Below are 22618 nucleotides of genomic sequence, written 5' to 3'. Positions count from 1 at the left end.
CGCATTGATAATCCTTCCTTCTGCGATAAACAGTCAACGACAGAAAAGATATACACTACATCTTTTCTGTCGTTGACTTCGTCATTGTATTGCGTATTTTCATGCATACTGTCATGACTGATGCAGCTATTGATAAGCCAGCTACGGAGCGATAACTACACTGGAAACTGCGCCAGTTATGTTCGTCCATGGTAGTGTCACCATGAGACTGGTCTTTGGACTGCTTGATGTGATATCCTTTATCCTCTGCACGGATCAACCCATCCGTCGCCAGTTTGCCGGGACCCGGCGCTGCGACAGAACGATAGAAGGAACCATTATTTACCTGCATGCGCGCTAAGTAATCCGCCCCATAAGTAGCTTCGTCCAGTATTCTTCTCAGGTATTGACGATAATCAGTGCCGGGTTTCTGCTGTAGTAATGCGTACGCCTTGAACAGACGATAAGCCGTCAGTGAGATCTGTTGAGGATTGAAATAAGTTTAAAAAGACAAGTCCGCTGTATACTGCCGAACCTTCATAGACTGTTTGCCCGGTATTAGCGACAATCAGTTCAAATTTATCGATGGACTGTTTGGAATCTGCTTTAATTATAGCATGTTTGGGAAGATTATACTCATACCCCACATGATTCGTGATTACCTGTACAGATGGTGCAGTTACACTTAACGGGAGACAATAAGTAAATAGCCGGAATAGGGTCCTGGCTATTTGCACGACAAAGATTTTGGCCAATATTGAGTTTACTGTTTTTGGGGGAGGGGTAGATATATTATAACTATCTAACATCCAATATTTACTACAACAAGTTCCCACATAAAGATTAACTTTAGTCCTTTCTATGCGGTATTATTTTTTTATACTGGTATTTTGTATAGCCAGTTTGACAGTGAATGCCAACGATACCACTTTACATGCAGGAGTATATAGGAACAGTGACAACACCTTTACCTTACGTTGGAATACAAATGACAAAACCCTTACCAACAGCCCGCTTGTAGTCGGGTTGGGATCTTCTACCCTTGCAGGATATTTACTATCTTATCCCGATCGTCTCGGTGATAAGATCAGTGCATGGCTCACAAGCAATACATCCAGTCCTACCTGGATCAACCTCGCTGTGGCGGGGTATGCAAGTGCGAACCTGATGCCGGCTTCCAAAGGCGGTACCACAGGTACGAATATCGATAGTGCGCTGAACAGTAACCCTGATTTTATGTTCATCTCTTTGCCTACAAATGATGTGGCAAATGGGTTGACGAATGCAGAAATCATGGCGAACTTAAGATACCTGGATGCATTGGCCCTGAATAATGGTGTTCCCATATTCTGGGAAACCACCCAACCCCGTACGACCTTCAATGCCACTTTGCAGACACAATTGAAAGTGCTGGCGGATAGTATACGCGCAGCATGGCCTACCAGGTATATAGAGGGGTTTAATAATGTTGTGAATACAGCTGCCAGTACAGATGCGGAGATCAATCCCGTATATGGTGCAGGTGATGGGGTGCATCTGAATTCTGCGGGAAACCAGTTTATTGCAGATAGTCTATTTGCACGCTGGCTACAATACTTTCAGGCAGTGACGGGGGTATATATTATTGAGACCTCTTCGGATGGGAGTACATGGAGCACCTTTGATACGGTTACCGACACCGTCAAAAAGACTTATTCTAATTCTTATACGACTACACAATACTTCAGGGTCAGGACTAAATATACAAATGGGACTTATTCTGCCTATTCCAATATTGTGACATTGGCAGCGGCCAGCTCTTCGGCCAGTGTAAGAGTGCGGAATACCAACAGGATCCTGGTCGACTTAGGGGGTGATGGTGTGAATACTGTTTTACCAAGTGGTACGGCTATGGGCCAGCCTACAGCTTCTCCGGATGCATATGGTAATTACTGGAACAACTGGTATGGGAGTGGTGGATCGGCGGGCTTCAGGGATGGCGCAACCATTAGCCAGCTCCTTACTACAGGTGATAGTACGACAACGATTTCTATGAAAATTATAGGTACCCCGGATGGAACTTATAATTCAACTGCTACAACCAGGGGGATTAATAATAATGGATTTTCTGTAGGTGTGGACGATTATCCTGCTACTGCCTTGTCGGATAATATGTTCCTGTATAATTCTATCAATCCCGATGGAGTGATACTCCGTATTAAAGGATTGTCGCAAAACAGGATCTACAATTTCAAGTTGTGGGGCGCGAGAGTAGATGCAAGTAGTACACCAAGGATCTTAGAAACCCGTTTAGCAGCTGAAGATTGGAGCGCTGCTAAGAGCATTGAGACCAGATATAGTACCAGTGCCAGTCCGGAATATGACAGAGCCATCAATTACACAGGCGTTTCCGGAGTAGATTCGCTGGATATTTATTTAAGAGTGGGCACCGGGAGCACCTTTGCTTCTCTGAGTCTGGTGGATATCACTTTTGGTAAGATTGATACGGTAGCAGTATGCGAAGGAGGCAGTGTTACATTGACCACCAGTAACACTGCATCTGCTTATCAGTGGCAGCAAAATACGGGCAGTGGGTATGTAAATATAAGCGGGGCAACTTCGGCCACCTACACATTGAATAATGCCCTGCTCACATGGTCCGGTTACCGCTATCGTTGTGTGGCGAATAATGATAGTTCGGAGGTACATTATCTATTAGTGAATTCCACTGTCACGCCTACTATCACCATTAGCGGTACAACTGCGATGGTACAAAACACAGCTACCACTTTAAGCGCTACGATCACCAATGGTGGCACCTCTCCTACCTACCAATGGATGGATAGCACCAGCACGCATACATGGGCAGGTATCAGCAATGCAGTCAATAATACGCTCACTTATACACCTGCCAAAACAGGCGATGAGATCCGTTGCATACTCACCAGCAATTTAACTGGTTGTCTTTCGACCTCGCAGGTAACCAGCAACCAACTTACATTTAAAGTAGATGTTATTACCACTGATACCGTGACTGTGTGTGAAGGAACAACATTGACATTGAGTTATAGCAACACCGCTTCCTCCTTTCAATGGCAGCAAAATACGGGGAGTGGTTATGTAAATATAAGCGGGGCAAATACAAGCACTTTAAGCTTAAATAATTCCTTACTATCATGGTCCGGCTACCGGTATCGTTGTATGGCAGATGATGACAGCACCGCTGTACATTATTTAAAAGTGAATGCTGCTGCTACACCTGTCATCACTATCACTGGCACCACTTCTGTAAGACAATATGTATCTACTATTTTAACATCCACCATCTCCAACGGTGGTACCTACCCATTCTACCAATGGATGGACAGCACCAATACACATACCTGGGCCAACATCAGCGAAGCCACTGCCGATACGATCAGTTACACGCCAAAGAAAACAGGAGATAAAATTCTTTGTCTGCTCACCAGCAGCTTAACGGATTGTCTTACTGCGTCACAGGTATCCAGCAATCAACTTACTTTCAATGTAGATGTGATCACTGCCGTAGATCCGGATCCAACTGTTACTACAGGGCCACGTCTATATCCCAATCCGGCATATACCTCTCTTACTATCGACCAGCTCTCTAACTGGAAGCTATTGGAAATATATGGTATGGATGGTAAGACCTACCTGCGTAGAGAAGACATGCTCACCAAAACAAGCCTGGCACTGTCAGTCTCTGATTTACCAAATGGCATGTACATAGTGGTGCTTACAAAAGCCAATGGTATTACTAATGTGATGAAGTTTATAAAATCAGATTAATTATTGAAATACGCTTTCATAATCTGCTCTGTCGTGAGATGAGCCGTCGCGCCATTGATATGACCCAATCCAATGAAGTTTCTAAACCAGATTAATTCCTGAAATACTCCTTCATAATCTGCTCTGTCGTGAGATGAGCCGTCGCGCCATTCAATGAATCCAGCTTGGACTTTGCCAGCACCACCGGATCCATCGTCACCGTCTCCAGCATCTTTTGCACTACCGGCTTCTTCTTTACTGAAATCGTATCATTCAGATACTTCTCCATCATCAATCCTGCAATCGGCGCCGCAAAGGTGCCCCCATAACCAGAATTCTCCACAATCACCGCCACCGCTATCTTCGGATGATCTCTCGGAGCAAAAGCTACAAAGAAAGCATGGCTCTTCATCTTCTTCAATTGACCGTTTACGATGGCATTGTTCTCTGCCGTACCTGTCTTTCCACACACGATCACCCCTTCTATCTGTGCATTTCTACCCGTACCACTCTCCACCACATCTTCCATTCCCAATATCACCGACTGGTAAGCCGTATCTTTTACATGCGCTACCGTATGTTTATCCCTAAACTTCTTCAGCACATCAGCCACATCATTATCAATACTATTCACAAAATGCGGCAGGTAGTAAAATCCTTTATTTGCAATGATACACATCGCATTCGCCATCTGCAAAGGCGTGACCGCCACTGCGCCCTGTCCCATCCCTACATACAACTCTGTACAGGAATTCCACTGCCCATGATACCGCTTATTCATACCCGCCGAATCAATCGCATAACCCGCATATTCTCCCGGTATATCAATACCTAACCGATGTCCCAACCCAAATGACGTCATGTATTCATACCACTTCTGATGTCCTTTTTCTACTCCACCCCATTTCTTTGCATCCACTTCCATCCGGTACAGGTTCACAAAGTAAGAATTGCAGGAGTGAGAAATAGCCAGTCGTAAATTTGCTGCATGCCCGGCTTCACTATGCTCACAGGCAATTCTACGTCCGCAGGACAAATATGCACCATGACAGGGATAACCAAAATCAGGGGTAATGATCCCCTCATCCAGCGCGACCAACGCTGTCAATGGTTTCATGGAGCTACCCGGTGCGTACGTACCCTGAATAGCCCTGTTGAACAATGGCTTGGTCGTATCGCTAAATAGTTTATTAAAATTGCGCGCCCTGTAAGAACCCGTCAATAAATTAGGATCAAATGAAGGACCACTTACCATCGCCAATATACCACCTGTTTGCGGATCGATGGCGACAATACTACCTATCTTATTATGCATCAACCGCTCACCCAATACCTGCAAATCAATATCCAATGATAGACGGAGGTTCTTGCCCGCTATTGCCGCTGTGTCAAATTCACCTTTCTCATACGCCCCCTGTGTGCGATTCAGGTTATCCTTTACAAGGTATTGAATCCCTCTTTGCCCCATCAGAATGGGCTCATAGGTTTTCTCCAATCCTGTCATCCCCAGATAGTCACCCATGTTATAATCTTTATAAGCAGGGTTCAACTGCATTTGTGGCGAGATCTCACCGATGTAGCCCAATATATTGGCGGCACCACTATAAGGATAAGAACGGATCTGCCTGGGCATCAGCTCAAAACCCGGTTGAAACTGGTACATACTTTCCTGCAACTGCCCATATACATCCGGCAATAACAACGGTGCAAAAACCGACTGTCTGACCCGGCCATTCCTGACAATTGCCGCCACGATGCGTTTCTTAAACTCTGGCATATCAATCCCTAAGATCTTACACAGGTAAGCCGTGTCAATTTTCTTTACATTCGATGGAGTGACCATCAGGTCGTACATCACATCGTTGCGCAACACACTTCTCCCCTTTCTGTCAAAGATGATTCCACGGCTGGGATAGACGACTTTTCTCACTACGGAGTTGGCATCTGCCAGCTTGGAATATTTCTTATCAATTATTTGCAGCACAAATAAACGGGAAACAATCAGCAGTACGAGACCGATAAAAATAAACTGGATGACACGCCTTCTCGGCTGGTTATAAATGGACATTTTAAAACAATGTGCGTTTTTTTCTGATAGATGGTTATTCTTTGTTGGCAAAGGTTTTCAAAGGTACGAGGGGATCGTGGATAGTAATGATCAGAATAGGAAGGATGGTTATTATATAATATAAAAGGCGAGTCTGATCAGACTCGCCTTTTTTTATCATAAGTGGAACTTAAAGTATTGTCTTAGCCGTTGTTGAAAATATGCTTTGTAAGTGTCTTCGTAAGTATGACTTTGCCCCGGCAATACGAGCATGTCAAAGTCTTTTCCCGCCTGTATCAACGCATTCACCATTCTATAGGTAGCCGCCGGATGCACATTCGTATCTACCTCTCCGGTCACTAATAATAAATGCCCTTTCAATTTCGAAGCGAGTGCCTGGTTCAGCGCTACATGATACGCAAAACCGGAATCGATTCCCTGAAAGGTTTCACCCCAGGTACGGTTATATATATTATTATCATGATTACCGGAGGAGGCCACTGCTACCTTATAAAAATCAGGGTAGGTACATATTGCCGCTACCGCCATCATTCCCCCGCCGGAATGACCAAAGATACCGACACGGGTGGTATCAATAAAATGATATCTGGCAGCCAGTTGGATGATCCCATGCCTGTCATCGTCCAACGCATAGTCACGGAGGTTGCCATAACCATATGTATGATATGCTTTATTGCGGTAAGGCGATCCACCCCTGTGCCCCATACAGACCACGATACTCCCCGTCTGTGCCAGGGCGGTATTATTATACCTGTCCAGCACTGTAAACGAGGACCATACTGTTTCTGTCTGCGGTCCCGGATATACCTGTGAAATGATGGGGTACTTTTTAGTACTGTCAAAGTCAAACGGCTTCCACATCAGTCCATAAATATCCGTTACCCCATCGGCAGCTTTGATGGTGAACATCTCCGGTCTTTTCCAGCCATATTTGTACAACCGGCTCAGGTCTGGTTTCCAGATTTCCATCTGCCAGTTGCTACTGGTACTTCTGATAGTAGTGCGGGGATCCATGTCTATCCGCGAATAGTTGTCAACAAAGAACTGATTGCCAGGCGCTATGAACACCTCATGGTTGGCATTTTCAGGCGTGAGCAGCCGCAACCCTTTGCCATCGAAATTTACGGCGTACACAAAGGAGTAGTTAGGATTGATACCCTGCTCCCTGCCATAGCCATAAAAGTATAGTCTTTTTGAAGTCGTATCTACTCTCAGTAACTTACCCGCTGTCCAGTCTCCCGCTGTAACTGCACCCTGCAAATGACCGGCACCATCATATAAATAATAATGGCCCCAGCCACTCCGGTCTGACCACCAGAGAATATCTTTACCATCATTGAGAATTGCAGCGGAGAATACATCATCATTAATAAAAGGACGACTCACCTCATGGATCAGTACCTGCACTGTACCTTTCCAATCTACTGCACATAAGTCCATCTCATCCCTTGTACGCTTCTTCCGCAGGAAATACACCTTAGCACCGCCATACAGCACTTCCAGCTCCTGGTCTTTCCAATCGCCCGTATTTACAGGCAGAAAGGTCCCTTCCGAAGCATCGCCCAGGTATAACTCATACTGCGTCACATCCTTATCGCCCGGCAGTTCATATTTATACGTCTCTACCCTTGGGCGGGGAGTAGACAAACTATGCACGACGGTCATTGTACCAACCTTACGCCGATCCTTTCTGACTACGTAAAATTTTGAAGTTCCTTTTATCCATACCGCCTCTGTATTTGATTCGCGCAAAGTACCAGTGTCAGCATCATTCATGTTAAAAGAGTGATATAACTCCCCATCAAAAGACAACTTTAACATAGAACTATCCGAATTTTTCCGGAGAAACAGGTTATGGTTCTTCGCCACCAGCTGCCATTTCTTATCTGGTGATAAACCATTACGCCAGCCAGAATGAGGATAATTATGGGGGATGGCGGGGACCAGTTTCCCATTCACCAGGCTATAAGAATAACGGGCTTCTTTATAATAGATTCCCATATCATTGCTACCAGGCATCTCAACTTTGATAGCTGCCGTATCCACAGGTTGGTGCAATAACTCCTGTAGCAAGCCCCCCAGGTATTTTTTATCAGAAATACACTGACGGGTGCCGCGCTTCGCATCCACCAGGTAATAGTCCTTGTCCGCACTAAACCAGCATTTATCAGTACCCTTTACAAAAAAAGGAATAACGGTCAGAGATCCCATCTGTTTGGCCAGATTTGGGGCATCATAATAAGTATCCTGAGCATACAGACTACCAGCAAGTAAGACCAGCAGGCCCGTTTTAAAAATACGATTTAACATGATCGACGAGGAAATGGTTTTGAGAATGAGCGGCTACGGTATGAATGATTTCTTCCCAACGCGGATATTCCTTCTTTTTATAGGATGGAATGAAAGACAGGTAAGCAAATATAATATCCATATTCGGACTACTGAATTGGGCTATATGATCTGCAATCAGGTTGGTAACAAGCTGTGCATCTCCCTGACAGGCTGCTTCGGCAATGTCCATCATGATCATCAGGTCTTTTTTATCTGGCACCTGTGTGTGTTTGATTTGCTTACGATAGACAACAAAGTCTTCTTTTTGATACCCGATATCTTTCTGGTAATAACCTTGCAGGCAATAGCTGGTAAGTTTACGGAATACGCCGGAGATCTTGTGATTGATAGAATCAATGCCTTTTACTTTGGCAAAGTCCTGCCAGTGTTCTACCAGGTATGTAAAGTCCGGGCTATGCATATCAGAGAGCTCGCGGGAAAACTGGTTCTCTCCATAAAGAAACCAGTTTTCAGGCAGGAGCTTCTGCTGCGCGGTAAGAGATTGGGTGTATTCTATATTGAGTTCCTTTCCCCGCTTTATTTCCTTGTTCCTTAAAGTTAATACGATGTATTCCCGCATTAACGCCGGGCTGCGATCTCCCGACTCATACCTGCGGAAGATCTGTGCCACCCTGTTATCAGGGTCCATCCCTTCGGATACCTTTCTGAGAAATTCTTCTGCTGGCATGCCTCCAACGAATTTATACACCAGCTCTCCTTTCTCATTTAATAAGAGATATGACGGATATGCTCCTACCCGGTATTTTTTGCCCACTTCCGGTCCTTCTCCCTTTTCCATATCCAGCTTTAAAGAGATCAGCTGCGTGTTAAAAAAGTCGGCTACAGTATCTTTTGTGAATACATAGGTCGACATCTCTTTGCAAGGACCACACCAGGTAGTATAACAATCTACAAATACAAGTTTATGTTCTTTTGCTGATCTGGCCAGCAGATCAGGTAACGGTGCATGTTCAAAAGCGATCTCCCTGTGCTGGGCCATCAGCGGACTAAACGCGCATGCCAGCAGTAAGGAATATATGATATTCTTCATAGTCAGGCTTTTATTTTATGAAAAAATTCATGTTCTGCTTTCATTTTCATCAGGCGGAAGTTTTCCCTGGTGAGCATATCCGGATGCGTATTTGCCATATCTTCCAGTTTCTTCATCGTCGTGATCATATAATAATGCAGCAGTACATTGGCATCATTTAAACCAGTACTGATATTAGCTTTGTAAGTAGCCTGGGCAAGCTCGTATACAAATTTTGCCTGCATCGTACGTTCTTCTGTAGTCAGCACTTTTTCTTTACTGAAGGAAAAGAACACTTCTTTATCAATGAAATTGAAAATCTCATTTGCATCTGCCACCTGGTCAAGTTTTCTTATGTCAATAAATGATTTCAGAATAGCAATCTGCATGTGGGTAAATGACTCCTCTACGCTGATCACACGACCACCAGGTGTACCATTTATTTTCATCCACGCAGCAGGGCCGCTGAACACATATTGTTGTAAGAAAGCCAATGCCTGTTTTTGTACCGCAGCATCTGCCTTTATCTTTTCTTCTCCCAGCGAAAGTGGCTTGCGGCATACCCCACCAATCAGCGCTGACACATCCATACAGTATTTCTCATAGCTGATCAATGCCGCACCATACAGGGATCCATTGCTTTTAAAAAGGTCTTCCGTACCATCCAGTTGTTTGCTGATAGTATCCAGTTGCAGGAACACGCGCTGCAAATTTTTAATGGCAAGTGTTGACGCCATGATCTTATCAGAAGCAAGGTCATAATGCTGTGTAAGCGGGTTCAAAGAATCTTCCGGCAAGTACGTAGGTGCCGGCCCTTGTCCGTATCCCCATTCGATCGCAGCAATGTCTGCTTCACCAATGCCCGGCATCAGTGTACTCACAGGTACGTGATCTTCGGGTTGAGCTACATAGTTAAATTCTATGTCATCCATGATAGAAGCCGAGAAAGCATGCGTCTTCATCCATGCGGGATTCCGTAGTTGTGCAGTGGTATAAGCAGCACTGCCGCTCAGGTTCGCACGTAAGCCCAATGCTTCACCTACGGTTTGGGTTATGAGCCACCTTAAAATCTCACCCTGGATCTCCGGGTTCCTGATATCTTTTATAATTCTGTTATCATTGGCGCCACATTGCAGCAAGTATCGTAACATCAGTTGATCCGTTACCGCTTCGGTCACATTAATACGGGCTGCGAGTATTTCACCTGTTTCAGGATGCTCAACGGTCGCAACGATGGGTGAATTATAAGTATTACCCCAGTTCACCAGTATATACCCAGGGCTTAACTGCTGATCCTGTACAATCTTTAATACATCTCCATGAAAAGCTACATTCCATGCCAGTACACCCTGCTCAATATACTTTCTGAAAAAAGCAGGAATATTCGGATCTAGTGCTACACTAATTTTATTATTGATATTCCATTTATGAATAAAAGATGTTTTGCGGGCGGTATAAGCTGTTCTGCCATAGTCCATGAAACTAAATGTTTCAAATGGAGATGCTTTCTCTGCCAGTTTTCGTGGCATCTTTTCGTCAGGCAATTGCTGGAATACAAGTTCTATTTCGTAAGTATTGGCATTGTCCATATCCCTGCCTGATACAAAGTCTTTGTTAAAATCTGTCTGAGACCGTTCTACTGCAAACCGTACTGCCTTTTCTGTAGTTTTAATATCTTCCACCACCGAGCGCTCCGGATCAGGATGACTCAGGAAAGTCAAATCAGGAAATGCAAACCAATCTCCTCCTTCAAGAATCTGACGGGAAATCTCGATAATATAACCACCTTTCTTTCCTGTCGCTACTATTGAATAACCGTAACTGACAGGCAATAAACCCGACCGTTTTATTACTGGTTCCATATCCCCATTGATATCACCGCTGGCACCTTCATTAAAACTAATACGGGTTACATTCAACGAGTTGCTGATACCTTTACTGAACCGGATAATACCTGCTGATTTTGCTATTGCAGATGAATTTCCTTTCCTTACATATCCCATTACCAATACATCTTTTCCCAGTGCATTGTCTGGTATTTCCAGGTAATAGTGTTTATCTTTCCTGTAAATAGAATAATCTCCTTCTATTTTCTTCATGCCATCCTTATAAAACTCTTTATAGGATTGCGGTGATTTATTTTGTGCAGTAGTCAGTGCTACATTCAATAGCAGACAAACTGTTATCAGTGGTCTTCTCATATGCCAATATTATTTATTTACCTGCTGCCAGTGAGGAAGCATTTCCGTTTTCCCAAATGGTAATCATATCTGCCAGTGACTCCCAATGTGCTTTCAGGAGCACATCAGTACTTACCTGTAATTCTTTTCTGCTTTTTGTACCTATCTTATCAATTATAGCCAGCAGCTGTACACTTACATCATCTGAAAAACCTGAAGATGATGCTACTATTGACAATGATTTTATGAGTAATGTACGCTGCAGCTCCCTATTGAATTCACTGGTAGCCGGTTTACTGAATATCACTGTATATAATCTTTCGTACAGTTCCTTTGTAGTATAGCCCTTTGGATTGACCGCCAGGTTATCACTTATATGGCTGTATGACATGATCAAACGGGACAAAGTAATATTGAAAGGCTCCATACCATCCCTGTCAAATTCGAATGCCGCTTTCTTCATAATAGCTGTATCAAACAACCATTTGGGATACTCCAACAAGTATTCTTCCAGGAAAGCAACAGCAGCTTCCTGTCTTGCCCTGGGTACCGGCTCGTAAGAGGGGAGGTTTTCCTCAGGCTTTGCTTCCCTGTTATTATACCGTCCCTCTACCTCAACCAGCGCATGCAACAGGTAATTATGATATCGGCCTAACAGGCTCCTGTATTGCTGTCTGTAATGAGCAGGATCATTCTCAGACGTCTTCATCCATTCATTAAAATGCTGCATGGTAAGCTGGAGGTTTTTAATACCCAGTTTGCCGGCTTTTACAGGGTCACTCCCTACATCTTCCGATTGATAACGTGGATCCATCTGGTCATTCTCTCTACCAAAGCGAAGGCGAATATCTTTTCGCTTTTCCGTCACCCAGCGTTCCAATGAGTCGGAAGTCGCTTTTGGTGTTGTAAATTGGGGCAGGTAACGATACCCCCATTCAATTGCAAACAAATCATACACACCAATACCTGGTACCAACAGGGTGTCTGGCATATGATCTTCCGGCTGTGCAGTATAATTGAATCGCATATAATCCATTATGGATGCCCCAAAACCATTCTTTGCCACATAAGCTGGCTTACGAATACTATCTACTTCATAAAATGCGCTGCCACCAAAGTTGTGTTTTAACCCCAACGTATGCCCTACCTCATGAGTGATGACATTCTGTATCAGCCGGCCCATCACATCATGGCTCAGCGGATAACGACGAGCTGCTGTATCGGTCGCTGCACACATAGAAAAATACCAGCGCTGTATCAGGTCTAACACACTGTGAAATACCGCGACTCTGCTACTGATAATCTGACCGGACCGGGGATCGCTTACATTGGGACCATAGGCATTCTCAATAGGAGAACCTTTGTAAGAGATATAAGAGAACCTGACATCTTCCATGGCATAGGTACTATCTTCTTCAGATGGTTCCGGCAATGCATAAATGGCATGTCTGAAACCAGCTTTTTCAAATGCCTGTTGCCAGGCATTCACCCCTTTTATAAAATAAGGAACCAGGTAAGCAGGCGTATGCTTATCGATATAAAACACAATCGGATGTTCTGGTTCTACCAACTCTCCTGCCAGGTAACGGGGCACGTCTGCCGCCTTAGGGTGCAAGTCCCAGCGGATAGTCAACTGTACCATCCTGGGATTAATTGCATAGTTATCGTAGTCTCTGATTGTCTTTGTAAAATAACCTACCCTGCTATCCTCAAAGCGCTGCGGCATAGGGTGCAGCGGCAATAATACCCAGGAAGCACCGACCTCCCATGCAGAAGAATTTTTACTTTCCCCTCCAGGACCATAAGTACGCAAAGACCGGAAATTCATGTTAGCAGGAAAGCAACGAATACTTAAGATGGAAGACTTGTCTGCTTCAAGATTACCTAAGCTCAACTCTTTCTTTGCTCCTTTCAATGCAAAGAGATCTCCATCCCCGGTAAGTGTCTCTGTAAAATCAATCAGTACAGCATGATCACTCTTTGCCTTTACAGGAAAAGACAATAATACAGGCATCAAAGTATTGTTAGCTACCTTGTAATAGATGGTGGTTGAATCCTGTGCATTCTGAAATATAGGTTGTACGATATTGAGTTTGTCCCCTGCTTTCACAAAGCGGATCACTCTTTCAAACACGGCATCTCCTGCATAACCGAATCGCTTTTCGGGCTTACGCTCTACCTGTGCAGCACCTTTTACAATCGTAATAGCAGAGAGGATATCACGTCCATTAATACTATCCGGCACTTCCATGAGGTAGCGCCCTTCCTGTATATAAATATTACACATTCCCTGGTGACGCACAGCCGTCGGTTTAATAAAGCTTTCCATAGATGGAATACTATCAGCAGACTGTGCTGACAATGACAGGGGGGCTGCATAGAACATGCAGGTAAGGATTAATCGCTTTAAAGTCGTCATCTTTCTTCAATCATTGCGGGATAGCGGCATTGCCGATGGCCTGCAGGTCTACATTATAGTTTGTGATGAAATAATTCCGTACGATGTTATACCGCTTTTTTATTTTCCCACTGGTATCCTTGAGGGGGTTGAGAATACCTTTATTGCTGTAGGATGATGCTGCTTCTGCCTGGTTTAGCATGGTTTCGGAACAACTCACCATCGCCAGCATAAATTTTTCCCAGTCATTCTGTGCAGATGCGCTGTAATAGGTAGAAATGGATCCTGCCGCATAAGCCGCTGCCTGGGTGGTAAACTTCGTTGTATAGCTGGTAAGCTTTGTAAAATCGTCTGTAGCAGCAACAGGTTTTGTTGCGAAGATTTCTGCCATAAAAGCCTGCGATACTTTCCAGATGAAATAACCGGAATCTTTCGCTGTCATATTTTCTACATTGGCATTACCAAAATTAACAGAGATATTGTCATAGTTGTACCATGCGGCAACCTCCTTATACTTCAGGTAGAAAGTAGTTGGGGTCGTAGAAAAATCATACCCCAGATAAGAAGAGTCTATTTTAGAACAGAGCAGGATCTTCACAGGTAAAAACTGCTTCAGGAACTTATCGGAATAATACCTGAACCAAAGGCGCTGTATTACTTCCAGTTGTTTGCCTACATACGTTTCCTCTGCTTCTATTGCCAGGAACCCCACATTCCAGTAGGCACCAGCAGAATCATACCTTGCATTTTTCCAGCCGGTTGGCGTCCAGTAGGCGTCCCTGTCTGTGAATTGATACAATAGGTAGGTGCCATACTTTTTATAATAATCCAGGATAGTCGTATCATAATCATGACTACCTTGTGGTAATGTATAAACCAGGCTCGCAGAAGGGGTGAGCGTTTCTTCCTGCTTCTTACAGGCAACCAATGCCAGCAAAAGGAATATATAGATTGCTAATTTCATTTTTAACGGGCGTTTTGAGTCAGTTTATTATTTCTCTCTAAAGCAGTAACAGGAATAGGTAATGCATACAACGGACTGTTTGCCGCCAGTGTATAGATGGTGCTATTCCCGTCTGCATCAATGAAATTGTGAGTCACAGACAATCCCAACCGCTTGATATCTGCCCATCTGAAGTTTTCTTCAAGGCATAGCTCTCTTCTTCTTTCTGCCAGTGCAAAACTGATAAGCGAGTCAGCATTCTGTATATCGATCGTGGTATATGGAGAAGAAAACCTGTTTTGTCGCAGGGTATTCAGGTATTGCAATGCGCTGGTACGATCGGCTTCCTGGCCGCCGGACTTGAAGCGGCGGGCCAGTCCTTCCGCTGCATTGAGGTACATTTCTGCTACACGGATCCCTTTATCACCGCCTTTACTGTTTACACCAATCTTGGAACTACGGGTGTTATAACTAGCTCCTGAAACGGTAACTTTATAAAAGTAAAACTTATACCGCAGGTCATTATTTTCATACAGCTGGCCCAGTTCATCAGCTACTTCGTAAGGTGCATGCATGCCCGAATAGCTAATCGGAGAAGGGAAAAACGTGGTAACACCACTGGGATTAGACCCATATTGAAAAATCACTTCTGCGCTCTGTGACTGATCATATATATATAATGAACCGGAGGAAGAAGAGAGGCTCATATCAGTCAACTGGGAACGTTCCGCCAGCACTTTTTCAGCATAGTCGATCGCTTTGTCCCACTCCCCTTTATACAGGTATACCCTGGAGAGTAATGCATAGGCGGCTATGTAACCTACGCGATAAGCGTTGGGCGTTTTATAGTTTGCTTCCAGCAATGTCGCTGCCTGAGTAAGGTCTTTTTCTACCTGGTCAAAAGTCTCCTGCAGGGTACTGCGGCCAATGTGTTCGTCACTCACCTGCATCGACAAGATCAATGGCACACCAGGCGTAGATGCTGCACTGGCAACATATGGCGCACAATACAACTGCAGCAGCTTAAAGTAATAAAACGCTCTCAGCAGCAAGGATTGTCCTACCAGTGCATCCTTGTCCTTCTGTGTTCCCGACACATTGTCTATATAGTCAATAATGATATTACAGCCTTTAATTTTGCTGTAATATCTTGCCCAGGCATTCAGTGCCGTCGCTGCTGTACCCTCGGAACCATCCAGCTCTTCAGCATCATATTTGAATACACCTTGTCCATTCTGGTAATAGCTGGAATAAGTGGTGTTCTGTTCTCCTGTCGATTTACGGGGCATGCCGTAACTACGCACATCATCCGTGAGTATGTCAGAAAAATCTTCCAGGTTAGCTGTATAAGGATAGGCATCACTGATCATCAGTGCATACAGATCATCAGTAGTAGTAGGCTTGATCTCGTCCGGACTCGTCTCCTTCAGGAACTTCTTGCAGGAGCTGAATAGCAGGCAGATGGGCAAAAGATATATAATAAGTTGCTTCATGTTCGTACTGTTTGACAATTAAAAACTAACGGAGGCGGATAAGGTATAGGTGCGGGTACGGGGCTGCGCACCGGTAGCCACTTCGGCATCCCTTCCCTTATAGTCTCTGCTCACAATAGAGAATAGCTGCGATACACCACCCGACATGTTCAGCGTTTTGCACTTCAGTTTTTTTATTACCTGTTCAGGGAAACTATAGGCCATAGACAGATTGTTACATCTCAGTGTGCTGGCGTTTACTACACGTGCAGAACTGTAGTTGTACATATCATATACCAGGGCAGTCTTGCCATTAGGCAACTTTGTATAAGGAATTCTATTATCAGGCAGTCCGGGAAAATTGGAAGTTGTATTATCGGGCGTCCATCTTTGCAGCAGTTCTGCAGAGAGGTTTTCGTCTTCTCTTGGCAACAACGGATTTAATCGATACGCCGCTTTCAGGAATCGCTTGCCACCTACCTGCAGGTAAAGGTCTGTAAAAAGAGTAAAACGCTTATACCGGAAGCTCATACCCAGGCCACCTGTAATCAATGGATCTAACTTACCCATATAGCGCATATAACTGGTAGGATCATTCAAAGAATCGGCACCTTTAGGTACGGCAAGATTGATGATTGGTAAACCATTCTCAGGGTTTATACCTTTAAAATCAAAGGCCCAGAAACCGGATACGGGATAACCTTCTTTGTACAAAGTGCCGCTGGCAGCCGTAGTGTAAGAATTCAACTGCGTCCCTGTCTTTTTAACCTGGTTGAAGTTCTTAGCTGTATTTGCACTTACCGTCCAGGTAAAGTCACGGGTACGGATGGGTACGAAGCTGGCGCTTACTTCCAGGCCGTGGTTGATCATAGAACCACCATTGATCGGCATGGTTTCAACCCCGTATTCTACGGGCACTGCCAATTGGGTAATGAGGTCTTTGCCTTTCTTCCAGTAATATTCAAATGAAGTTTGTATCCTGCCACGGAAAATGCTGAGGTCAAATCCCAGGTTAACAGAAGTGTTCTTCTCCCAGCGCAGATCCGCATACGGTAATTTGCTTAAAGTCAGCATCGACTCACCGGTAAACTGGTCTACTGAAGCACTGGCGGCACCTGTAGGTGTTTTGATAATCAGGTCAGGGCTGATACCAGCTACAATGTTACGCTGAAAACCGTAGCTGGACCGCACACTCATATCAGACATCCAGCCACTGTGGTCAAACCATTTTTCTCTGCCAGCATTCCAGCGCACACCACCTGCCCATACAGGGTTGAATTTTTCCCCTGTAAACTGACCAAAACGGTTAGATGCATCAGAACGTACACTGGCATTGACAACATAACGGTTGTCGTATACATAATTGACAGTTGCGTAGAGACCTACATTATTTACCAGGTTATCTGTGTATACATGCGTATTTTCAAGTAAGAGTGGATTAGCGGTCCCATTTGCAGTATAGGTTAATGGCAGGCTAACAAAAGATTTACCTCTGCCATAGAGGAAACCCAGTGTACGTGCAGACAATCCTGTAGTCTTGCTGCTGTTGGCCTCCTGTCCGATCATGGCCGTAAGCGCATGTTTCTGTGCAAAGAGATGGCTATAGGAAAGACTGTTACGCCAGTTCCAGGTAATGTTACGGCTATCGTCATCATTCAGTTCTCCGCCTACAGGCATTTTACTGTTGATATACGCAACATCAGTAGACTTTGCAGTACCATAGTCATAATTCCTGATGCCGGCAATATATTCAGTACGTTCTGTTGCATAAGATTCTCCATTGGTACTGCTGGTACTGTAGCCAAATAAAGTCTGAAATACCAGCCCCGGAATGATTTCATAGTTTACATCCATGCTGGTATTGGCAGAGAGCGTGCTGGTACGGAGACCTGTATTGTTCCTTTCATTGATGATATTATACTGAAACCCACTGGATGCAGTATAAAAAGACAAATCACCATCGGTAGTATATGCTTCAATAGCCCTGTTGGTACCAGAGGCATATGCATAAGGGTTGACCTTATAGAAGCCGTTGATCACCTTGTTGCTGGCAGAGAGACGCAGTCCTACATTCAGCCTGGGAGAGAGGCGGGAATTAATATTTATATTACCAGTATAGGCTTTGCTATCATTACCGATGGCAGTACCATTGGTAGTATTGTACCCAAAGCTGGCATAGTAGCGGGTGTTCTGGTTACCTCCTGAAATGCTCAGGTTATGGTTCATGCTGACTGCATTGCGAAAGAGCAGTTTGAACCAGTCGGTATTGACCGTTTCCATTCTTGCTACTTTGGCATCAAATTCTTCGGCAGTAATCTGTTTATTCAGGTATTGAGAGAGCGCACCGGCATAGCCGACATTGTTACTGATACTGTTGGATACAAGTCCGCGTGCATAAATTTCTTTGGATACGGCCACTCTTTGTTTGGAGTTCATCATCTCCAGGCGGTCATAATTTACTTTGTCAGTCATGCTGGTATTGAGAGAGTAACTAACGGTAGCGGGTCCGGATTGCCCTCTCTTGGTATTGATCACGATTACGCCATTTGCCGCTTTTACGCCATAGATAGCGGTGGCAGAGGCATCTTTCAGTACTGTGATTTCATCGATGTCATTAGGGTTAAGCCAGCCGATGGAATTGCCTACGAAGTCCCGGATATAATCAAAGTTATCTCTCGTAATATCACCCAGTGAATTCAGGGTAGTGGCTTTGAATGGCAAGGGATCCTGCTGGATGATACCATCCACCACCCATACCGGCTCCTGCGAACCTAATAAGGTAGAGGTACCACGTACGCGGATTTGTTGTCTTACACCAGTAAGACCGGAAGTGTTGGTAACAACTACACCGGGGAGTTTACCCTGTAAAGCCTGTTCGATGCTGTTCACACCATTCAGGTAGAGATCCGCAGATTTTACCGAACTCACAGAACCTGCTACGCTCGATTTACGTAATACCTGGTAACCTGTTACAACGGTTTCATCTAATGAAGTGACTACGGGTTCGAGGCCGATCAGCATTTCGCCGGATACCATGCGGGTATAGTTGCCACCGGGTGTTTTCTCCATCTTACCCATTGTCAATGCATCTAACCTGGATACAGGGATTTCAATACGGCTATAACCAATGTAAGAGACAATGAGGGTTTCATTGCTCAGAACATTGATTGAGAAATGTCCCTGGGCATCGGTGAGTACGCTCACGGGTTTCCCTTTTACAGTCACCGTGGCACCGGCGAGTGGCTGGCCGTTTGGCGACATGACCACACCATTGACAGGGCCGTCTTTTTTCATCTCTATGGGGAAGAAGTCTACCTTGCGGGAGATGACCACAGTTTTGCCCTGGATGTTGTAGTCAAATGGTTGGTTTCGCAAAACCTGCGGCAGGGCGTTGTTCACTGTTGCGCCAGACAACTGTATGTTTACAGGAGCGGCGTTTTTAATGTCAGCATCATCATAAAAGAACACATAGCCTGTTTGTTCTTTGATGGCTTCAAATACTTTTTCAAGCTTTACGGACTTCCCGGTGTAATTGATCAACTGAGCGTTTGTATGGGCACTCAGTTGCAGGAAGGCGCCGATTAAAATAACAGTTGTTAGTTTCATGACTAACATGATTTTGGTTGAGAACAGCGGTCTCTCCTTAAAAACGGAGCCGCAATACGCCTTAATTTGCATACTTTTGCAATGTTTAGGTGGTAGTTTTAAGCTGTAGAAATTCCTTAAGAGATCGCCTGAATATCAACCGGGGGCAGGGTCCAATCTGAATCCCCGGTTTTTTTATTCATTCAATTCTTTGTTCCTGTTTTCTGCAGGACTGATTTTAGTTGACGGTCGGTATTATCCCTTCTTAATGTTGCATGAAAAAAAATTGATGGTTGGTTTTTTATTCTGTGATAATAATTTCCCTGTTGTTGATTTTATAATGAATTTTCATTGTTTCAAGGATGGCCAGTACCTGCTGCAGACTGAGATCACGGCCGATCTCACCTGAGAAGGAACGGGTAGATGGAGCACCTTCGAAGCGGACGGTTACATCGTACCAGCGGGCCAGTTGGCGCATGACGGCGGGGATGGAAGCGTTATCGAAATGGAAGAGACCATTGCGCCATGCGGTGATGGCGGTGGGTGCTATTTCTTTTAACTGCATAGCACCATCTGCGTTGACGAGCGCCTGCTGACCGGGATGCAGAATGGCTTCCTGTTGGCGGTAGCCAGCCTTTACAGCACCTTGAATTAAAGTAGTGGCGATGTAAGGTTCATCTTTGTAGGCGTTGATATTAAATGCAGTTCCCAGCACCTGTACCCATGCCCTGTCGTCGATGTTCACTTTGAATGGTTGATTGACAGCATTGGCAACCTCAAAATAGACTTCTCCTGTAATGCTGACTTCTCTTGTTTTACCGTTGAATGCAACGGGGTATGTGATGGAGCTACCGGCATTCAGCCATACGCCGGTGCCATCCTGCAGGAGGACATGAAAGGTTCTGCCATTGGGAGTGTGAATGGTATTGTAGACCATGTTTCCACTGTTGTTCGAACCTTCATAGGCCAGTAGTCCTTTGTGTAATTTAATAGCTGTGCCCTCTTCTTTACCCAGGTTGGTGGACTGTAAGGTATCGAGGTTAATTTGCCGGCCATCACCACGGGTAAGGATGGCGCCGTTGATGGCAGGTGTTATAGTTTTAGCAATAATAACAGGCTGGTGGTTCTCTTTTAACAGATTGTATAATAATACACCCATTAACAATGCGATGGCAGCTGCATATGATAGTATGCGTTTAATGGGGAAGACCTTGCGGATGACAGGTCGGTCGGTGGCCAGAATTTTACTGGCAATGTGTTGGTATGGTTCCAGGTTAGTGGTGACATGCTGATTGGCGAGCAGGAATTCCTCTCCCACTTCTTCCGCCATGGGATGATTGGGATGAGTTTCGAGCCAGGTAAGCAATTCGTCGGTTTCTTCCAGGGTGATGGAATTGTCGGCATAGGCTTTTAGTAAATCAGCTAATCTTTGGTGGTCCATATTTAATTGACCCTTGGAAATGGAAAAGGGGGGTATAGGGGGAAAAATATTTTTTATGGTGATATAGGGGGAGGAGGTTTTTATGATAATATGGGGGAAGGAGGTTTTATAATGATATAGGGGGAGGAGGTTTTTATGATAATATGGGGGGAAGGAGGTTTTATAATGATATAGGGGGCGGAGGTTTTTATGATAATATAGGGGGGCGGAGGTTTCTATAATAATATAGAAGGGAGGAGTTTTCCGGCGGCGATAAGTTTTTTTCTTACTTTTTCAAGTGCGGTGGCGAGGGTTTTCTTCACGTAGTCGTTGCTCAGATGCAGTGTTGCTGCGATTTCTCTGGTGGTTTTACCTTGTATGCGGCTCAGGTTATAAATAGTAGCCTGGCGGGGCGACATTTCGGCCACGGCGTCCTGAATGATGCGTTTAGTTTCGTTGAAGGCGACTTGTTGGATGGCATGATCATAGCTGTCATCGTCTGCGAGGGAGAATAAATCTTCCTGCAGGCGATCACGCAGTTTTCTTTTTCTGAGCAGACGGTAACATTCATTGATCACTATTTTCCTTACCCAACCTCCTGGGTTGGTGATGTCAGGGATGCTGTCCCTGTTGAGCCAGATTCGCAGGAATGCTTCCTGGAGGGCTTCTTCCACGTCTTTTTCAGATTGGAGGAGGCGCATCATAGCGCCGGCCAGTAAGGTCATGAAATGCTGGTAGATAATCGTAAATGCTGTTTCGTCGCCTTCTGCTACTTTTAGAAAAAGGTCATTCTCGTCCATTTCATTGTATAGAAACTGATTGGTCATCCTTTGTGGTACAAGTATACCTAATTTTTGAATGAAATAAAAGGCGGCTCATTGCTGAGCCGCCTGGTGGTGATACCCTTTGAAAGATCACCTGAGGGGAAGGTGGTTTTGGAAGTATGTTGGTGGATGGAAGATTTGTTGTTGAGGAGGTAAACTTAGACGCCCTGTGTGTTTTTAAAAGGATTATTTAAAGGAAGGTAGTGCAGGTGGGAGGAACTGGGGTAGCAGGGAAAGGATAAAAATATAGGACTCCATATCAAAGGCTTCATTTTAATCTTCCTGGAGCCAGTCTAAACATAAGAATCCTTTTCCCTACCTTCAACCGAAAACAAATTCCTGCCCCTGCCGCCATCCATTCTCCTTCTCAAAAAAGGCCGCACCTTGACAGGTACAGCCTTATTTGAGAAGGATTTACCCGTAACTTAATTAACAGCATCAATCGCCTCGCGTAGTGCCTTTGCTGCAGCAGCAGGATCCTGAGCAGCATAAATTGCCGCACCAGCCACCGCAACCTGTGCACCTGCTTTAATCACATTTCCAAATTCTTTAACACAACACTCGCTTAGGTAGTGACCTCTATCATTAAAAATGAATTTTAAGTTATCGTGTAAAATCAT

At 44.6% G+C, this 22618-nt stretch carries 14 protein-coding genes; 1 reads left to right on the top strand and 13 read right to left on the bottom strand.

Annotated elements, in window-relative coordinates:
* Window positions 1-55: 55 nt before the first annotated feature.
* Window positions 56-331 carry a hypothetical protein gene (locus tag QQL36_RS18580; RefSeq protein WP_321566354.1) on the bottom strand — a complete coding sequence of 92 codons (276 nt, stop codon included), beginning with the start codon at window positions 329-331 and terminating at the stop codon, window positions 56-58.
* A 64-nt stretch (window positions 332-395) separates the two neighbouring features.
* Window positions 396-716 carry a cellulase N-terminal Ig-like domain-containing protein gene (locus QQL36_RS18575; protein ID WP_321566353.1) on the bottom strand — a complete coding sequence of 107 codons (321 nt, stop codon included), beginning with the start codon at window positions 714-716 and terminating at the stop codon, window positions 396-398.
* Window positions 717-840: 124 nt separating this feature from the next.
* Here QQL36_RS18575 and QQL36_RS18570 point away from each other — a divergent pair, with 124 nt between their 5' ends.
* Window positions 841-3768 (top strand): T9SS type A sorting domain-containing protein, encoded by a 2928-nt coding sequence (locus QQL36_RS18570; protein WP_321566352.1) that lies wholly within the window; start codon window positions 841-843, stop codon window positions 3766-3768.
* A gap of 91 nt (window positions 3769-3859) precedes the next feature.
* On the opposite strand, the gene mrdA is transcribed toward QQL36_RS18570, so the two are convergent.
* From mrdA to QQL36_RS18515, 11 genes are all read right to left on the bottom strand, one after another.
* Complete coding sequence (gene mrdA, locus QQL36_RS18565) at window positions 3860-5815, bottom strand: penicillin-binding protein 2 (RefSeq protein ID WP_321566351.1); 1956 nt, start codon at window positions 5813-5815, stop codon at window positions 3860-3862.
* Window positions 5816-5971: 156 nt separating this feature from the next.
* On the bottom strand, window positions 5972-8125 hold the full coding sequence (locus QQL36_RS18560; protein ID WP_321566350.1) for a S9 family peptidase: 2154 nt from the start codon (window positions 8123-8125) through the stop codon (window positions 5972-5974).
* Window positions 8106-9197 (bottom strand): thioredoxin family protein, encoded by a 1092-nt coding sequence (locus QQL36_RS18555; RefSeq protein WP_321566349.1) that lies wholly within the window; start codon window positions 9195-9197, stop codon window positions 8106-8108. Before QQL36_RS18555 ends, QQL36_RS18560 begins: the two co-directional genes overlap by 20 nt.
* 2 nt (window positions 9198-9199) lie before the next feature.
* Window positions 9200-11377: a zinc-dependent metalloprotease gene (locus tag QQL36_RS18550; RefSeq protein WP_321566348.1), complete on the bottom strand. Its 2178-nt coding sequence runs from the start codon at window positions 11375-11377 to the stop codon at window positions 9200-9202.
* A 13-nt stretch (window positions 11378-11390) separates the two neighbouring features.
* Window positions 11391-13742 (bottom strand): zinc-dependent metalloprotease, encoded by a 2352-nt coding sequence (locus tag QQL36_RS18545; protein WP_321566347.1) that lies wholly within the window; start codon window positions 13740-13742, stop codon window positions 11391-11393.
* 43 nt (window positions 13743-13785) lie between these two features.
* A complete protein-coding gene (locus QQL36_RS18540; RefSeq protein ID WP_083722456.1) occupies window positions 13786-14718 on the bottom strand; it encodes a hypothetical protein in 933 nt (310 codons plus the stop codon).
* A 2-nt stretch (window positions 14719-14720) separates the two neighbouring features.
* On the bottom strand, window positions 14721-16190 hold the full coding sequence (locus QQL36_RS18535; protein WP_321566346.1) for a RagB/SusD family nutrient uptake outer membrane protein: 1470 nt from the start codon (window positions 16188-16190) through the stop codon (window positions 14721-14723).
* A gap of 18 nt (window positions 16191-16208) precedes the next feature.
* Complete coding sequence (locus QQL36_RS18530) at window positions 16209-19775, bottom strand: SusC/RagA family TonB-linked outer membrane protein (protein WP_321566345.1); 3567 nt, start codon at window positions 19773-19775, stop codon at window positions 16209-16211.
* 280 nt (window positions 19776-20055) lie between these two features.
* Window positions 20056-21195: a FecR family protein gene (locus QQL36_RS18525; RefSeq protein WP_321566344.1), complete on the bottom strand. Its 1140-nt coding sequence runs from the start codon at window positions 21193-21195 to the stop codon at window positions 20056-20058.
* Between the two features lie 215 nt (window positions 21196-21410).
* Window positions 21411-22001 carry an RNA polymerase sigma factor gene (locus QQL36_RS18520; protein WP_083722460.1) on the bottom strand — a complete coding sequence of 197 codons (591 nt, stop codon included), beginning with the start codon at window positions 21999-22001 and terminating at the stop codon, window positions 21411-21413.
* A 422-nt stretch (window positions 22002-22423) separates the two neighbouring features.
* Entirely contained in the window at window positions 22424-22618 is a 195-nt protein-coding gene (locus tag QQL36_RS18515; protein WP_083722461.1) for a hypothetical protein, read from the bottom strand.

The organism is Chitinophaga sp. LS1 (genome assembly GCF_034274695.1).
Lineage (GTDB): Bacteria > Bacteroidota > Bacteroidia > Chitinophagales > Chitinophagaceae > Chitinophaga.
The sequence above is the reverse complement of the archived record's forward strand: the minus strand, read 5'-3'. Positions and strand labels throughout refer to the sequence as shown.

Coding starts and splice junctions, on each gene's coding strand:
- QQL36_RS18555 (WP_321566349.1), bottom strand. CDS start 9,197: ATGAAGAATATCATATATTCCTTACTGCTGGCATGCGCGTTTAGTCCG.
- QQL36_RS18570 (WP_321566352.1), top strand. CDS start 841: ATGCGGTATTATTTTTTTATACTGGTATTTTGTATAGCCAGTTTGACA.
- QQL36_RS18525 (WP_321566344.1), bottom strand. CDS start 21,195: ATGGACCACCAAAGATTAGCTGATTTACTAAAAGCCTATGCCGACAAT.
- QQL36_RS18580 (WP_321566354.1), bottom strand. CDS start 331: ATGCAGGTAAATAATGGTTCCTTCTATCGTTCTGTCGCAGCGCCGGGT.
- mrdA (WP_321566351.1), bottom strand. CDS start 5,815: ATGTCCATTTATAACCAGCCGAGAAGGCGTGTCATCCAGTTTATTTTT.
- QQL36_RS18535 (WP_321566346.1), bottom strand. CDS start 16,190: ATGAAGCAACTTATTATATATCTTTTGCCCATCTGCCTGCTATTCAGC.
- QQL36_RS18520 (WP_083722460.1), bottom strand. CDS start 22,001: ATGACCAATCAGTTTCTATACAATGAAATGGACGAGAATGACCTTTTT.
- QQL36_RS18540 (WP_083722456.1), bottom strand. CDS start 14,718: ATGAAATTAGCAATCTATATATTCCTTTTGCTGGCATTGGTTGCCTGT.
- QQL36_RS18550 (WP_321566348.1), bottom strand. CDS start 11,377: ATGAGAAGACCACTGATAACAGTTTGTCTGCTATTGAATGTAGCACTG.
- QQL36_RS18560 (WP_321566350.1), bottom strand. CDS start 8,125: ATGTTAAATCGTATTTTTAAAACGGGCCTGCTGGTCTTACTTGCTGGT.
- QQL36_RS18545 (WP_321566347.1), bottom strand. CDS start 13,742: ATGTTCTATGCAGCCCCCCTGTCATTGTCAGCACAGTCTGCTGATAGT.
- QQL36_RS18515 (WP_083722461.1), bottom strand. CDS start 22,618: ATGATTTTACACGATAACTTAAAATTCATTTTTAATGATAGAGGTCAC.
- QQL36_RS18530 (WP_321566345.1), bottom strand. CDS start 19,775: ATGAAACTAACAACTGTTATTTTAATCGGCGCCTTCCTGCAACTGAGT.